Raw genomic sequence first — 16,503 nt, forward strand, 5'->3', positions numbered from 1 at the left:
TTCTTTCGAATAGATAGCCCTACACATTTGATTTGTCTAAAAACTTTGTTCAGTTTTCAAAGATCTACTTTTAGTTGTCACTATTGACAGTCTCACAAGCAACTCATTAATTTTATCAATAAATCACTACAAATGTCAATAAGAAATTTCATTTACCATTTCATGTAAATGACAACTTATTCATAGTACCAATTATATAATTACATGTCAATATAAATCTGATCATTTTTTTACTTGAATAATACAAAATTAACATATAATTATCTTCTTTTCATTATTGAAATACAACTAATTATTTTTAATACACTTCGTAATTTATTGTTAATTACCCCAAACATATAAATTTATTAAAAAACGAACTTGGAAATTCCTACCAACGCAAGAATTCCAAGTTCGATTTTTTCTTTTTAGCTATTCACTACTTAGCCTCAAAATTTTAGTGTTTTAATACCTTATATCATTTTAATTCAGGTGCATCTGTCTTAAACAGACTTTCTGTGGAAACTCCACCATTTTCAGAAAGTAAGCTAGTTCCTGACTTTTTCTGGGCAGCTTTCAATTCTTTTAGTGCATCGCTAACTTTATAACTGTAATCACTCTTATTTACTTTCTTAAACCAAGAAGGCTTATAGAAACGTAGCAAATCGCCTGTTATTATCTCATCTGACATAGAGAGAGTTTTATCAGCTCTTGCTTCTTGTTTATTAACACTAGCCTTTTGCTTTTTAGTCAACTTATTAGTTACGACTTTCCCATTATTATCATAGATTGTACTTCCAATTTTTGAATATTTTGGAGATACAAAATCACCATCACGAAAGACAACAGTCTGATTGCGTTTAGTAGATAACAAATCATTTCCTAATTGCACAGTATCCGTATTTTTAATTCCCAATAAATCCATCAATGTAGGCATAACATCAATTTCACCACCGTAAGTGTGGTTAATTCCGCCTTGTAAACCTTTCATATGAATCATGAATGGAACTTTTTGGAACATAGCTAAATCATAGCTAGAAACTGATTTTTTACCTAATAACTGGGCAATTGCCTTTTTGTGATTGTTTGAAATACCGTAGTGATCCCCATAAACAACAATCATCGTTTTATTATATAAACCTGATTTTTTCAGGTAACTAATAAACTCGCCAAATGCTTGATCTAGATAATGCGCTGTCTGTACATAACCATCAACAGTACTATCACCTGTTTTTGTTTTGGCTATCGTTTGATTCTTTTTATCCAATTCATATGGATAATGATTTGTTAAAGTAATAAGTTTAGCGTAAAACGGTTGTGGCAATTGTTGCAAATATTTAACTGATTGTTTCAAGAAAATCTTATCTTTCAACCCATATCCTACACTATATCCTGATTTTACTTTATAGTAGTTTTCACTAAAGAAATATTGATATCCCCAAGATTTATATGTGTTATCTCGATTCCAAAAGCTACCTACATCTCCATGGAAAGCAGCTGTAGAGTATCCTCTTTGATTCAATATTGCAGGTAAAGCCTCAAAAGTATTTGTTGTTCCATACGTTGTCATCGCTGACCCCGATGGTAAACCAAATAAAGAATTTTCAAGCATTGTTTCAGCATCTGATGTTTTTCCTTGACCTACTTGATTAAAGAAGTTATCAAATGATATCGTATTTTTATTTGAATAAAACTTATTGATATTCGGTGTAACCTCTTTACCATTAACCTTATAATTGATTAAAAATTGTTGGAAACTCTCTAAATGGAAAATAATAACATTTTTTCCTTTGGCCTTTCCATAATAGCTCATATTTGCTACAGATCTATGCTTTTTAATATATGCCAAAATCTTTGTAATATCTTTGCTACTAGCTTTCGATTTAGTTAAACTTTCATGATATGCTTGATACCCGCTATAACCAGCGTAAAAATTCAATCCCAAATATTTAACAATATAATTATTATCAAAAGTTCTCGTTAACAATTGAGATCTATCCTTCTCAGCAAGAGAAAGATTACATGCGAATAAAATTACTGAAGCAATAGTTACTAGTGCTGCATATCTCCTCTTAGCTGGTGAGTAATCTACTTTAATAAATTTAAAAAATAATAATACAGCTAATATTATTATATCTGCAAAAACCAAAAAATCTGTAGGATGGATAATTTGAGATATACTCAAGCTTAAATTATTTGAAACTGACCCTGATGATTTAATGATTGAAACTGAAATAAAATCTGAAAACTCGCGATAATACAATATATTAGAAAAAATCCATAATGACTGTATTAAATCAACAATCATCATAATCCAATATGATTTTTTACCTCGAAAGTATAGTGCTATACCAAAGAACAACAAACCTGCAGGCAGAGGATTTACCGCTAAAAGAAACTTCTGCATTGAATCTGAAATACCTAAAGTAAATTCTGTCTGATATACAATATACGTTTTGAGCCAGAATAAAAACACTATCAGGGTAAAAAACCCAGCACGTGTATCAAGCCCATTACGTATTCTTTTTAACACTGAACGCATTTGATTGCCTCCAACTATTCTATATAAATGTATTACTGTCAAATAATTATAGAGTATAAATCATAAAAACGAAATAACTTCAATAACTCTTCACAATTATTTAACAAAATAACCTTAGTCATCTAATAAATCATAAATTTCCATAGCGGTTAAGTCAATGTTATCAAATTCAAACTTTTGATGACTCGCTAGTTCTTCCAATACAAATGTTTCAGTTGTAGGATCATAGGTTACAAACCCCTTTTCCTGTCCATCTTTTTCAAATCTACGAGATTGAATTTCATCTCCGTCTACTTTCATCATCGCATCTAAGCGAGAAATAATTGCTACAAGTTGTGAGTTTTCCATGTTAAAACGCCTCTCTCATTATTATTTTATACGTAGTGTCTAACACCTTGAAATGTGTAATTAATGCACCATTTCTATTCTAGCAAATTTTCATTTAAAACTCGACTGCTAAAACTCTTTTTATAATTTAAATTCAATTAAAATTATAATAATTTTTTCTCTATAAAAAAAATTGAGGATCTTTATTCCCCAATTTTAACCTTTACTGTTAAACGTTAATAGTTGATTATCTTTACTTGCTCTTTAGTTTGGTGGCAATTGGCTTAATAACTAATGCAACCATACCACTAAACATTCCAAAATAATACGTAATTATTCGCCAGATAATCATGGCTAAAACTAATTTACTATTTTGAGTAATAAAGGTTGAAAAGACTACTGAAAAACTATATTCTGCTCCGCCAGCCCCACCTGGAACAGGAAAAAGAGAAACAACCATTACTATCAAAACATTTAACGTTGTTACTAAAATTATGTTTACACCAGATTCTCCCAAAGCAACTAAAATAAAGTATGGAATTATATAGTAAAAAAACAACTGAACTAAGGTTAATAAGCACATTTCTAATATTATGCGCTTATTCGCCTTTAAGCTTAAGCTTTCTTGATAAAATGAATCAATCTTTTCATTTACTGTTTCTTCAAGCTGTTCATATCTTCCTTCTTTTCGAGAAAATTTTTTCACTGGCAACAATACAATTTTAACAATCTTTTTAGTAAAATCGTACCAAAACATAATCATTATTAAGCTAATGATAACCATAAAATGTATTAAAAAGCCAAAAACTAATAGCCATGCCATTAAATGTATCTTATCAGCAATATAATGAAAGCCTATTAGTAGACATATAATAAAATTCACTACAATCATTGCCTGATATATAATAAACTTCATCAACATACTTGAAGTCGCTCTCCCAGCATCTACTCCCGACTGCATTAAAGCAATTAACTGAGCCGGCTGTCCTCCTGTAGAAAAAGGTGTAATCCCATTAAAAAGTTGTTCTACTAACGGAACACGAAGTGCATCTAGTATGTGATAATGTGGTATTTGTTGTCTAATCAATTTTTTTACAATAATAGCTTCAAAAAATAATGAGATACACATACACAACAACGCTACAACTATCCATTGCCATTTTAAATTACTAATATCTCCCATTAAAGAACGAAAAGAGACTCCTCTGACTGAAAACCAAAATATAATCACACCCAAAAAAAGCATTGCGCATAAAACAAGTTTATTTTTTCTCGACATTAGTTTTTCTTCTCCGCTTGCTTTTGATAATAATCTTTCCATATCATAGCTAATCTATTTTCAGAATAATATGCTGAGGCAACTCTTGCTTTTTCTTGGAGTTTCTTCATTTTCTCAGGATTATTTTGTAACTGTTTGATTTTACTTTCCATTTCATTAATATCTACCGCTGGTTCATAGTAGTCAGCAATAATATCATGATATAACTCTAAGTCTCTTAACATAACAGGTGTTTCACAACTAAACGCTTCTAAAACGCTCATCGGAAATAGTTCATTATAAGATGGTAATAAAAATAAATCCGCCATATTATAATATACATTCATTTTCTCCCGATCCATAATACCTGGAAAAAATAAATTTTCTGGTGGGTTATCAACTACCTTTTTTAATTCATCATATCCGTCTGTAATTCTACCAAATGAAAAACCACCAACCCAAACAAATTGAATGTTTGGATTACGTCTCGCTAACTTAATAAAATCCGGAACACCTTTTCTTGCCTGAACTTGGCCTACACCTACAACAGTAAATGGTTCTTCTTTTAATTGTAACTCCTTGCGTAATTGGTATTTATTTTTTACCGTTATTTTATAAAACTCCTTTTTAGAAACAAAATTAGGTATATACGTAATTTTATCTTTAGGAATATTATATTGTTCTAGTTTTTGAATAAAACTTGGATTAACAACTACTAAAGAATCCATACGTTTATAAAATTTAATTACATAGCTATAAAAAATTTTACGTGCTATCCTAGGTAATTTTAAGCTTCCATCTAATGTTTCAGGCAAAAAATGAACGTACCCTATCTTTTTGCCTCGGCCAGGTAAAAATGTTGATAAATAAAATTGCAAATCTACCGTATGATAGTGACTAATATCAGCTTTACCTAGCTGATTGATACTAACCTTCATATCATCTGGAAAATACTTTTTTAATAGTTTAATCAACTCTGTATAAGCACTTCCAACTCCCTGTCCTTTTACTTTTGTTGCCGAAGAAAACATATGAATATCTAACATCTGAAAACTCCTTTAAAAAAGATCCTAACCTATTTCGCTTGAATGACTTGTTTCACCATTCTTTCTTAAATAATATTCTTGACTAGAATGATAAAAAGCGACAATTCGTTCACCAAAAATTGCTGCTGAACTTTCAGATAATTTCTTTTTACGTAATTCTACGTCCTGGTAAGAATCGCCGTCTATTAAGTACATTACTACGGAATCCACATATTCCTTAGGAGTATCAAAAGTAATCCCTAAGCTCGGATTATCTAAAAGCTCATCAGTGTATGGGCTATGTGTCGTTACAATTTTAAGACCAGCTGCCAAGGCTTCAATATATGTTAAACCTTGTGATTCACTAACTGAAGCTGAAACAAATACATCTGCCATATGATAATAATGTGGCACTTCATCATTTTTTATTTCACCAGTAAAAATAACATCCGAAACTAGTCCCATTTCTCGCACTTGTTGTTCTAAAGATTCACGAGCAGGTCCATCTCCACAAATCATCATTTTTACATTTGGTATTTTATCTTTAATAGCTGGTAAAGAATTAATTAGTCGATCTATATCCTTTTCAAAAGCCAATCGACTCAAAGTTAAAATCAACGGTGTGTTTTCATCTAGATTATACTTTTTGCGATAATTTTTTATTTCTTTTTGTTGAAATTTCGTTACATCAACACCCGTTGAAATAATTTTAATTGGTTCTTTAACCTCATACGCAGTTAATTTATCTAATACTCTCGTACTAGGCGCAATAATCCCACTCATGTTTTCACAGTAAGTACGTGTCATCACTTTAACATGTGTGGGTTTTAGTAATTTACCTTTTGCTACATAATGCAAATAGTCTTCATACATTGTGTGATACGTATGTACACAAGGTATTTTTAAACTTTTAGCAACAAATTTGCCTATCAATCCCATCGAAAACTCAGTTTGTGTGTGAACAATATCCAATTCCAGTTTTTTGGCTACTTGATATGCTTGAAATAATCCTCGTACAGCAATTCGCCGGTCAGTAAATGAAACAAATGGTATGCTTGTAAAGCGAAAGATATTCCGCTCATACACACTTTTATTTACATTAGGATCTGTCGTAGTAAAAATATATACATTATGTCCTTGACGCTCTAATTGTTCACGTAAAGTTTTAATGGATGTCGCAACTCCACTAACTTGTGGATAATATGTGTCTGTAAATAATCCTATATTCACGAGCATCCCCCTTTATAAATCATAATTAGTCATTATTAATTATATGGTTTTCTGCTTCTTAATGCAACGAGAAGTATTCTAAGTATATGAATCGGAACAAATTCTTAAGTTTTATTGTAATAATTTGTACTCCATTTGTTCTTCAAAGATAGATTATAATTATTTCATTTTTCACCAATATTTAGGATATAGTCAACATCTTAGCGTAAAGAAGGGTAGGTTAATCTAAAAAATTAACCTACCCTTCTTATTGGCTATATTCTTATGGTCTACTAACTTTGGTCAAACTGCTTTTATTAAAGCAAAAAAACTACTTCGTATATTTTTCTACCAATGCTGTAACTTCTTCAGCAGTTTCACAATCAAGAGCTGCATCTGCTAAATCTTTCATCTTAGAAGTGTCTAATTTTTTCATCAAACTTCTAGTCTTCAAAATAGACGTTGCACTCATCGAAAATTCATCTAAGCCCATACCAGCGAGTAACGGAACTGCGATCTGGTCACCAGCCATTTCACCACACATACCAGTCCACTTACCTTCCGCATGTGATGCATCTATAATTTGTTTAACTAAACGTAAAATGGATGGATTATATGGTTGATAAAGATATGATACACGTTCATTTCCGCGATCTGCTGCCATTGTATAACCTATTAAATCGTTTGTACCAATACTGAAGAAATCAGCATACTTAGCTAATTTATCTGCAATCATAGCGGCTGCAGGAATTTCCATCATCATTCCAACTTCAATATCATCTGAAACCTTTGTACCATCTGCAATCAGTTTTGCTTTTTCCTCTTCAAAAATAGCCTTAGCTTGTTTAAACTCATTAACCGTCGCAATCATAGGAAACATAATTGCTAAGCGTCCAAACGAAGAGGCACGCAACAAAGCACGTAATTGAGTTCTGAAAATATCTTGTCTATCCAAAGAAATACGAATAGCACGATAACCTAAAAATGGATTTTCTTCCTCAGGCAAAGGCAAGTAAGGCAATTTTTTATCGCCACCAATATCCATTGTACGGACAACAACTTGCTTGCCATTCATACCCTCAATCGCTTTCTTGTACGCTTCAAACTGTTCATCTTCAGTAGGTAATTCAGCAGAATTCATATATAAAAATTCTGATCTAAACAAGCCAACTGCTTCTGCTCCATTATCAACTGCACCCAAAACATCATCCGGTGTTCCAATATTTGCAGCCAATGTTACAATTTTACCATCCGCAGTTACAGATTTAGCGTTTTTCAACAGTTTCCACTCAGCTTTTTGAGCCGCAAAATCTGCAGCTTTTTGAGCATAATCTGCTAACTCAGCTTTTGAAGGATTAACCAGTGCATTTCCTTCAATCCCATCAATAATGACTTGATCGCCATCTTTAATCTCACTTGTTGCATTACCTGAGCCAACAATAGCAGCAATTTCTAATGTACGTGACATGATAGCAGAATGCGAAGTCCGTCCACCAATATCTGTAATAAATCCCTTAACATACTTTCTATCTAACTGAGCTGTATCAGAAGGTGTTAGGTCATGAGCAACAATTACTACCTCTTCATTGATTAAAGCAGGGTTTGGTAAAGTAACCCCTAAAAGATGGCTTAGAACACGCTTGGTAACATCTCTGACATCACCAGCACGTTCTTGCATATATACATTATCTGTCATAGCCTCAAACATCGAAATAAACATATCTGTTACATTCTTTAAGGCTGCTTCTGCATTAATTTTTTCAGAAGTAATTTTCTCCTTGATTTGTCCAATTAATTCAGGATCAGATAAAATAGTCAAATGAGCTTCAAAGACACCAGCTTCATCAGCTCCAAGATTCTCAGTTGCTTTGGCTTTAATAATCTCAAGCTCTTTTTTAGAAGCTTCTAAGGAAGCTTCTAAACGTTTGATTTCTGTTTCAGGATTGTCAATGCTTGCTTTAGAAAATGATAAATCGGGTTGGACAAGCATATATGCCTTCGCAGCAGCGATACCGTCACTAGCTGCAATCCCCTTTAACATCTTCGTCATTATTCAGCAAGTCCTTCCTTTGCCATTGTATCTGCAATTGCAGCAATAGCATCTTCTTCATCTGCACCTTCAGCTTTAATTGTAACATCAGCGTTTTGACCTACACCAAGTGACATAACACCCATAATTGATTTTAAATTAACTGCTTTTTCATTGTATGTTAAAGTGATGTCTGAGTTAAATTTACTTGCTGCTTGTACCAATAATGTTGCTGGACGTGCGTGAATACCTGTTTCTGCTATTACGTGAAATTGTTGTTCTTTTGCCATGTTAAATCATGCTCCTTTGAGTAAGTTAATAAATTAAAGTAGAACGGCCTTTTCATGAAAACGACTTAAAAATTAGTACACGGTTACATTATTCGTTTTTCATTAATAACCCGTCCCTATTATTAGAATATTAACACGAAATGTATCTTAAAACAAGTTTTTGTTGTACTAGTAACTTAAAAAAATCTTGCTACTTTAAAGTGTACCAGAGTTCCCTGAATTAAAATGATATATTACACCGCCACCCCTTTTGGCTGTACCTACTATGCTCTTTCGTTGTTGATAATCCATTAATATTTTTTGAAAATCCATAAACTCTTCTGTACTAATTTCCAATTCATTTAAAGTACCTTCTCGCAACTGATCTAGCAATTTTTGATAGTCTCTTTCCATTTTAAAATTCTCCCTACTTTATTATTTGTTAATATAATTATAGCATTCATTTTTAATTGATAGAAATATGAGCTTTTTACTTGCACTTAGAAAAAAATTTTTTATAATAGTAGTTACAAAGGTCAAATAAGGTCAAACTATAATGACCTAGTCATTTTTTCTCCGAAAGGTCGTGTAAAATAATGTTATGTCAAATTTGTCATAAAAATCCTGCAACTATTCACTTAACTACAACAGTTAATGGACAACAAACTACGCTTGATTTATGCCAGAGAGATTACCAAATTTTAAAAGAACGATCACAGCAAAGTGGTGGTTTTAATAATTTAATGCAAGATCCCTTTGGTTTCGGAAACATAGGCGATATTTTCCGCTCATTAGAAGGTCAACAACAATCACCTCAAATGGCGGAAAGCCAGCGGCCTACCCCTCAAAACTCACGTGGTAATAATGGTGGCAATAATGGTATTCTAAGTCAATTTGGTCTTGATTTAACTAACGAAGCAAAGAATGGTCGCATTGATCCTGTAATCGGACGTGATAAGGAAATTGCTCGTATTATTGAGATACTTAATCGTCGCACCAAAAATAATCCTGTTTTAATTGGTGAAGCTGGAGTTGGTAAAACAGCTGTCGTTGAAGGATTAGCTCAAAAAATCATTGATGGTGATGTCCCACAAAAATTATTAAATAAAAAGGTAATTCGTTTGGATGTAGTTTCTCTTGTTCAAGGAACTGGTATTCGTGGTCAATTTGAACAAAGAATGCAGCAACTTATGACTGAGTTAAAGCAAGAAAAAGAAACTATCTTATTTATTGACGAAATTCATGAAATAGTTGGTGCTGGAAATGCTGAAGGCGGGATGGATGCCGGAAACGTTTTAAAGCCAGCTCTTGCTAGAGGTGACCTTCAACTTGTAGGTGCTACTACATTAAATGAATATCGTACAATTGAAAAAGATGCTGCTCTTGCCCGAAGGTTACAACCAGTTCATGTTGATGAACCAACTATTCAAGAAACAATAAAAATACTTGAGGGTATTCAAGCTAAATATGAAAACTATCATCATGTTAAATATAATTCAGATGCTTTAAAAGCAGCGGTTATTCTTTCTGCGCGCTATATTCAAGATAGGTTTTTACCTGATAAAGCTATTGATTTATTAGATGAAGCAGGTTCACAAAAAAATTTAACGATTCAAGCAATTGATCCTGAAGCACTTGATAAAAAGATTAAAAATGCAGAATCACAAAAACAAAATGCTTTAAAAGACGAAGATTATGAAAAAGCTGCCTACTATCGTGATCAAGTAAATCGATTTGAAAAAATAAAGGAAACAAGTGTTACAGATGAAGATGCACCAATTGTTACTGAAAAAGATATGGAACGTATTGTTGAAGAAAAAACAAAGATTCCAGTTGGTGAACTTAAAGCTAAAGAACAATCGCAACTTAAAAATTTATCAAGTTCTTTAGAAGCTCATGTGATTGGTCAAAATGAAGCTGTTGATAAGGTTGCACGTGCAATTCGTCGAAATCGGATCGGCTTTAATAAGTCAGGTCGTCCCATCGGTTCTTTTCTTTTTGTAGGTCCTACTGGAGTAGGTAAAACTGAAACTGCTAAACAATTGGCCCGGGAATTATTTGGCACTGAAGATTCTATGATTCGTTTTGATATGAGCGAATATATGGAGAAATTCTCAGTTTCTAAACTTATTGGATCTCCTCCAGGTTATGTTGGTTATGAAGAAGCTGGCCAATTAACTGAACAGGTTCGTCGTCATCCATATAGCCTTATCTTATTGGATGAAGTTGAAAAAGCTCATCCTGACGTAATGCACATGTTTCTCCAAATCCTTGATGACGGAAGACTAACAGACTCACAAGGTCGTACTGTTTCATTTAAAGACACCATTATAATCATGACAAGTAATGCCGGTTCTGGTGATTCTGTCATAAATGTTGGTTTTGGTGCAGAAACCACTGGTAAAACTCATACAGTCATCGATAAGCTTTCTAAATATTTTAAGCCTGAATTTTTAAATAGATTTGATGGTATTATTGAATTCAATGCTCTATCTAAAGAAGACTTAACAAAGATTGTCCGCTTAATGTTAAATGAAGTTAATAGTATGTTAGCACCTCAAGGATTATCTTTGCATGTTACAAATCCTGTTGAACTTAAATTAGTTGATTTAGGCTATGATCCTAAGATGGGAGCTCGTCCTTTGCGTCGTGTTATTCAAGAACAGTTAGAAGATAAAATTGCTGATTTCTATCTTGACCATCCTAATGAAAAGCAATTAATAGCTAAAATGCAAAATAATGAAATTAAAATTTTCGCACAGGATATTGTTTCTGACACTACTGCTTCTAATTCTCAAAAAAATAATAATTAACACCTTAAACCTAATGCAATTAGATAATTATCAATTTGCGTTAGGTTTTATTTTGAAATGAAAAAGACAAATAATTTTAAAATCCACTGTTTTTACGCTATAATCATGTTAGAATAATTATGGTATAGGAGGGAACTATTATGATATTAACAGATGTAACGAACAGTTATTCACGCTTTATCCATCAAGAATTGCGTGATTCAACCGCACACTTTATAAAAGTATATTCATTAGGAAATTCACATGTTGTCTACAAAAAAAAGCAGCAGCATTCTGAAATAATCATTTCAAACAAAATACGTCCTGTAACTGATAAAGAAGTTCAGTTTGTTATTGCCGAACTGCTAGATAACAAGCAAATCACACCGCAGATAGATAACGCTAATCATAATGTAGTTCAGATTAGTTGGGATAATATTTAAAACAGCCTATAATATTTTAACTACAGTATTCTCATTACCTTATACCTTGAGAATACTTTTTTTGAATCAAAATTTACTAACATACTTTTAAATTATTTTGTGTTTATTCACCTAAAGCCTTATAAAATAGGGTATAATGTATTGTGTATGGATATTTGTTTAGAATGGAGAGTTGTTTATGTCATTTTCAGATTTTTTGAAAAGTCTTACGAATAATTTTAATATTAATAATAAGAAATATGCTCGCCATTATACTAACAGTTATCGTCAGCATAGACAGCATAAAAAGACAGCTCCAAAAGTTGCAGATGTTTTCACTAATACAGCCGAGAATGAAAACACTGTTAAATTACCCAATATCCAAAAAACACATGTTATTCCTTCTAACAAAGCGGAATTAGTTTCTTCTAACGCTACATTATTAATTATCTACAAAGATATTGATGACAATCTCTTAGTAGCTTCTGAACTGATTTCTGGGAAGTTAGGTTCTGATTTCAGACTACGCTTTAAGGAGTTTCCTAACTATATTTTGATTAAAATACATGGTTTTACAAGTACCTTTGTTGATGAATATGGTGTTGTCACACTTACTTATCGAAAGCGAACTGCTGCTAATGTTTGGATTTTTTGCGTTGATGCAGATGACAATAACTTTTTACATAAACCAACTTTTTTAAATGGTTGTCTTAACGATTCTTATTCATTAGCATCTCCCACTATAAAGGGTTACCACTTACTATACGCAAATGGCCCTGTTACGGGTTCTTTCTCCAATAAGCAACAAGTAGTTACTTATGCCTACAGAAAAGCTACTTGGAAAAGAGTAGACTATGTTGTTTTGTTTTTACAAATGAAAAACTATGTTGTTTGCTATGATGATCCTGCTGGCAAAAAAACACGAGTTACTTTAGCAAAAGGAACTATTTGGCAAACATTTCAAAAAATTTTATTTACAGATGGTTCCAGTTGGTATTGTATGGGTGGTAATATTTGGATTAAAAATGATAGTAGCTTATTCAAAATAGTTAAGCCGTATTCAACTACTAAAATTCAAACAAAAGTTATCAATTTACCTTTCAGTACTAAATTAAATCAACCAGCAAAAATAGATTTTGTTCCAAATAAAGAAACTACTATCTATAATAATCCGTTTGGCCAACCACTAAGAAAAATTTCCCACGATAAATCCGTAACATTGACTGCCAAGGTTAATACTAGTCATATGACGTGGTTTGAAGTTGACAACAATGGTTGGATTAATTCACAATATCTTAAATATTAATATAGTGTATGTTATTTTTCATTTTACTAACTAAAAAAATCCGTTAACCCTGTTGTTTATAACCAAACAAGGGTTAACGGATTTTATCATTAGCCACACTAAGTGTTAAAAGTTTTTATACCTGGGCGCCAAGATAAATAACCTTTATAATCAGTACAATGTAAAAGTTCCTCAGCGTTTTTAATACGCTCACTACTTGGTGGCTCAATACCTTCTAGACGATATTTTATACCCATTTCGCGATATTTATGCACACCCATTGTGTGGTAAGGTAACACTTCGACCTTTTCGACATTATGCAATGTCTTAATATACTGCCCTAATTCCATTAAGTACTGGTCATTATCTGTAATCTCTGGAATTAACACATGTCTAATCCAAACAGGTTTACCAATATCTGATAAATAACGCGTTAAATCTAAAATATTCTCATTAGGATAACCAGTAAGACGTTTATGCTCATCCGAATTGATATGCTTAATGTCAACTAACAATATATCAGTTACATCCATTAACTTCTCAAACTTTTCAAACCATTCACCTCGACGAGTAAAAGGTTGACCACAGGTATCTAAACATGTGCTAATACCTAACTCTTTACATTTTGTAAATAATTCTAATGCAAAATCAATTTGCAGTAAAATTTCACCACCAGAAAGTGTGATTCCCCCCTGATCTCCCCAAAATGACTTATATGGTAATGCTTTGTTTAAAACTTCTTCAGATGTCATTTTTGTGCCTACATTTGTTTTCCACGTATCTGGATTATGACAAAATTTACATCTCATATGACAACCTTGCATGAAAACAACAAATCTGATTCCAGGACCATCAACAGCTCCAAATGTTTCAATTGAATGAACATATCCCTCAATTTGCCCATCTCGCATTGGTACTGGATTTAATAACGGATTCTTTTCTCTCACTTGTACCATCTCCATACTCTATCTACTTAATATTATAACTCAACTATAAATGATATTACATCATTCATAATAACAAACAACGAATGATGAAGAACTCACCATTCGTTGTCCTTAATTATTAATTAACATCTACCCATAATAATAATCACTAATTAAAGCGTTGTATGGAATGTTCTTGCGATGACATCATCTTGTTGTTCCTTAGTTAAATCAGCAAAGTATACACAATAACCAGAAACACGAATTGTCAATGTAGGATATTTTTCTGGATGAGCTTGGGCATCTAACAATGTGTCTCGATTGAACACATTAATATTTAAGTGATGACCTTCATTCTTCATATATCCACTAATCATATTCACTAAAGTTGCTTCCTTAGCACTTTCATCATGACCTAATGTTGAAGGTGTAACTGCAAATGTATATGATATACCATCCATTGCATAACGATAAGGAATTTTAGCTACTGATAACAACGATGCTAAAGCACCTGAAGTATCTGCACCGTATGCTGGATTAGCACCTGGAGCAAATGGTTCACCCGCTTTACGTCCATTTGGTGTTGATCCTGTATTCTTTCCATAAACCACATTAGATGTAATTGTCAAAACTGATGTTGATAACTTCGCACCTCTATATAGATGGTGTGTATTCATCTTTGTATATAGGTTCTTAACAAGCCATTTTGCAATATCATCAGCTCTATCATCATTATTACCATAACGAGGGAAGTCACCTTCAACTTCATAATCAACTGCCATGCCATCCTTATCACGAATAATCTTAACACGACCATATTTAATTGCTGAAATTGAATCTGCCGCAACAGATAAACCTGAAATACCTGTTGCAAAAGTTCTATCTAAGCGTGTATCCTTTAAAGCTAATTGAGCTGATTCATAATAATACTTATCATGCATATAATGAATTGCATTTAAGGCATTTACATAAACATCTGCAACCCAATTTAACATATCGTTAAACTTAGCCATAAATTCATCATAATCAATATACTCGGAGGTTATTGGTTCATACTTAGGTCCCACTTGCATCTTAGTAATCTCATCTTTACCACCATTGATTGCATAAAGAATTGTTTTAGCTAAGTTAGCACGCGCTCCGAAGAACTGAACTCCATCTTTAATTGGTTGAGCTGATACACAACATGCAATACCATAATAATCAGTTCCCCAAGCTTTTACCATTAAATCATCATTCTCATATTGAATTGTTGAACTATCAATAGATACACTAGCAGCATATTTCTTAAAGCTTTCTGGTAAATTTTCTGACCAAAGTAATGTAATATTTGGTTCTGGTGCAGCACCCATATTATGCAAAGTATTTAAGAAACGATATGCTGTTTTAGTTACATGATGACGACCATCTAAGCCCATTCCAGCAAGTGAAAGTGTTGCCCAAATAGGATTACCTGAGAATAGTGAATTATATTCAGGTGTACGAGCAAATGTAACCATTCTTAATTTCATAGTAAATTGATCAATTAATTCTTGTGCATCTTTTTCTGTTAAAACACCACGTTCTAAGTCACGTTCAACATAGATATCGATAAATGAATCGATACGACCAATTGACATTGCAGCACCATTTTGTTGTTTGATAGCTGCCAAATAACCAAAATAAATCCATTGAATAGCTTCTTGTGCATTTTCTGCTGGCTTAGAAATATCATATCCATATGAAGCTGCCATTTCTTTAATATCTTTTAAAGCTCTGATTTGATCATTGATTTCTTCGCGTACACGAATTACATCTTCTGTCATTTCACCATCGCCATAATTATTAAGATCTTCTATCTTACCAGCAATTAAATGATCAATCCCATAAAGTGCAATACGTGGGAAGTCTGCAACAATACGTCCACGACCATATGCATCTGGTAGACCTGTAATAATCTTATTATGACGAGCACGACGAATATCAGCATCGTAAGCATCAAAAACTCCTTGATTATGTGTTTTAGCTAACTTACTAAAGAAGTATTCAACTTGTGGATCTAGTTTTAAACCATATGATTCAAGAGCATCCTTAGCCATTCGAATACCACCAAATGGCATTAATGCTTTCTTCATTGGTTTTTCAGTTTGTAACCCAACAATTTTCTCAAGGTCCTTGTTTAAATAACCTGGTTTATGTGATGTAATTGTTGAAACAACTTTTGTGTCAGCTTCTAAAATACCACCTGCTGCACGCTCTTTAAGCTTCAAATCAACTAATTGATCATTCAATTTTGTTGTAGCTTCTGTAGCATCTTCCAAAAATGATTGATCACCATTATATTGTGTAAAATTATTCTGAATAAAGTCACGAATATCAATTTCAGTTTGCCATTCGCCACCCTTGAAACCGTCCCATGCTTTGCTTTCCAATCTCTCATCAACTTTTAGCATTTTCCATT

The 16,503-nt window shown here is 32.6% G+C and carries 13 protein-coding genes; 3 read left to right on the forward strand and 10 right to left on the reverse strand.

Going from position 1 to position 16,503, the window contains the following annotated elements; all coding sequences use genetic code 11:
- Positions 1 to 457: 457 nt before the first annotated feature.
- From LB941_RS11295 to ykzS, 8 genes are all read right to left on the reverse strand, one after another.
- On the reverse strand, positions 458 to 2,521 hold the full coding sequence (locus LB941_RS11295; RefSeq protein WP_253362078.1) for an LTA synthase family protein: 2,064 nt from the start codon (positions 2,519 to 2,521) through the stop codon (positions 458 to 460).
- 114 nt (positions 2,522 to 2,635) lie between these two features.
- Complete coding sequence (locus tag LB941_RS11300; RefSeq protein ID WP_253362079.1) at positions 2,636 to 2,869, reverse strand: YkuJ family protein; 234 nt, start codon at positions 2,867 to 2,869, stop codon at positions 2,636 to 2,638.
- 232 nt (positions 2,870 to 3,101) lie between these two features.
- Positions 3,102 to 4,127, reverse strand: a complete 1,026-nt coding sequence (locus LB941_RS11305) for a lysylphosphatidylglycerol synthase transmembrane domain-containing protein (protein WP_253362080.1) — start codon at positions 4,125 to 4,127, stop codon at positions 3,102 to 3,104.
- Positions 4,127 to 5,152 (reverse strand): glycosyltransferase family 4 protein, encoded by a 1,026-nt coding sequence (locus LB941_RS11310; protein ID WP_253362081.1) that lies wholly within the window; start codon positions 5,150 to 5,152, stop codon positions 4,127 to 4,129. Before LB941_RS11310 ends, LB941_RS11305 begins: the two co-directional genes overlap by 1 nt.
- Before the next feature lie 24 nt (positions 5,153 to 5,176).
- Positions 5,177 to 6,361, reverse strand: a complete 1,185-nt coding sequence (locus tag LB941_RS11315; RefSeq protein WP_253362082.1) for a glycosyltransferase family 4 protein — start codon at positions 6,359 to 6,361, stop codon at positions 5,177 to 5,179.
- A 310-nt stretch (positions 6,362 to 6,671) separates the two neighbouring features.
- Complete coding sequence (ptsP, locus tag LB941_RS11320) at positions 6,672 to 8,390, reverse strand: phosphoenolpyruvate--protein phosphotransferase (RefSeq protein ID WP_253362083.1); 1,719 nt, start codon at positions 8,388 to 8,390, stop codon at positions 6,672 to 6,674.
- The gene (locus LB941_RS11325) at positions 8,390 to 8,659 is read right to left on the reverse strand and encodes a phosphocarrier protein HPr (RefSeq protein ID WP_253362084.1); all 270 of its coding nucleotides are present in this window, start codon (positions 8,657 to 8,659) and stop codon (positions 8,390 to 8,392) included. Before LB941_RS11325 ends, ptsP begins: the two co-directional genes overlap by 1 nt.
- A gap of 195 nt (positions 8,660 to 8,854) precedes the next feature.
- Positions 8,855 to 9,052 carry a protein YkzS gene (gene ykzS, locus LB941_RS11330; protein WP_253362085.1) on the reverse strand — a complete coding sequence of 66 codons (198 nt, stop codon included), beginning with the start codon at positions 9,050 to 9,052 and terminating at the stop codon, positions 8,855 to 8,857.
- Positions 9,053 to 9,234: 182 nt separating this feature from the next.
- On the opposite strand from ykzS, the gene LB941_RS11335 reads away from it, so the two are divergent.
- The 3 genes from LB941_RS11335 (at position 9,235) to LB941_RS11345 (ending at position 13,158) form a co-directional block, all read left to right on the forward strand.
- A complete protein-coding gene (locus LB941_RS11335; protein WP_253362086.1) occupies positions 9,235 to 11,451 on the forward strand; it encodes an ATP-dependent Clp protease ATP-binding subunit in 2,217 nt (738 codons plus the stop codon).
- Between the two features lie 140 nt (positions 11,452 to 11,591).
- Positions 11,592 to 11,873, forward strand: coding sequence for a DUF1827 family protein (locus LB941_RS11340; protein ID WP_253362087.1), 282 nt, complete (start codon positions 11,592 to 11,594; stop codon positions 11,871 to 11,873).
- 178 nt (positions 11,874 to 12,051) lie between these two features.
- Positions 12,052 to 13,158 carry a MucBP domain-containing protein gene (locus tag LB941_RS11345; RefSeq protein WP_253362088.1) on the forward strand — a complete coding sequence of 369 codons (1,107 nt, stop codon included), beginning with the start codon at positions 12,052 to 12,054 and terminating at the stop codon, positions 13,156 to 13,158.
- Positions 13,159 to 13,256: 98 nt separating this feature from the next.
- Here LB941_RS11345 and pflA read toward each other — a convergent pair whose 3' ends face one another.
- The gene (gene pflA / locus LB941_RS11350) at positions 13,257 to 14,093 is read right to left on the reverse strand and encodes a pyruvate formate-lyase-activating protein (RefSeq protein ID WP_425270541.1); all 837 of its coding nucleotides are present in this window, start codon (positions 14,091 to 14,093) and stop codon (positions 13,257 to 13,259) included.
- Between the two features lie 143 nt (positions 14,094 to 14,236).
- Positions 14,237 to 16,495: a formate C-acetyltransferase gene (pflB, locus tag LB941_RS11355; RefSeq protein WP_253362090.1), complete on the reverse strand. Its 2,259-nt coding sequence runs from the start codon at positions 16,493 to 16,495 to the stop codon at positions 14,237 to 14,239.
- Between the last annotated feature and the right edge of the window lie 8 nt (positions 16,496 to 16,503).

It is taken from the genome of Ligilactobacillus ubinensis, assembly GCF_024160875.1.
GTDB classification, from domain to species: Bacteria; Bacillota; Bacilli; order Lactobacillales; family Lactobacillaceae; genus Ligilactobacillus; species Ligilactobacillus ubinensis.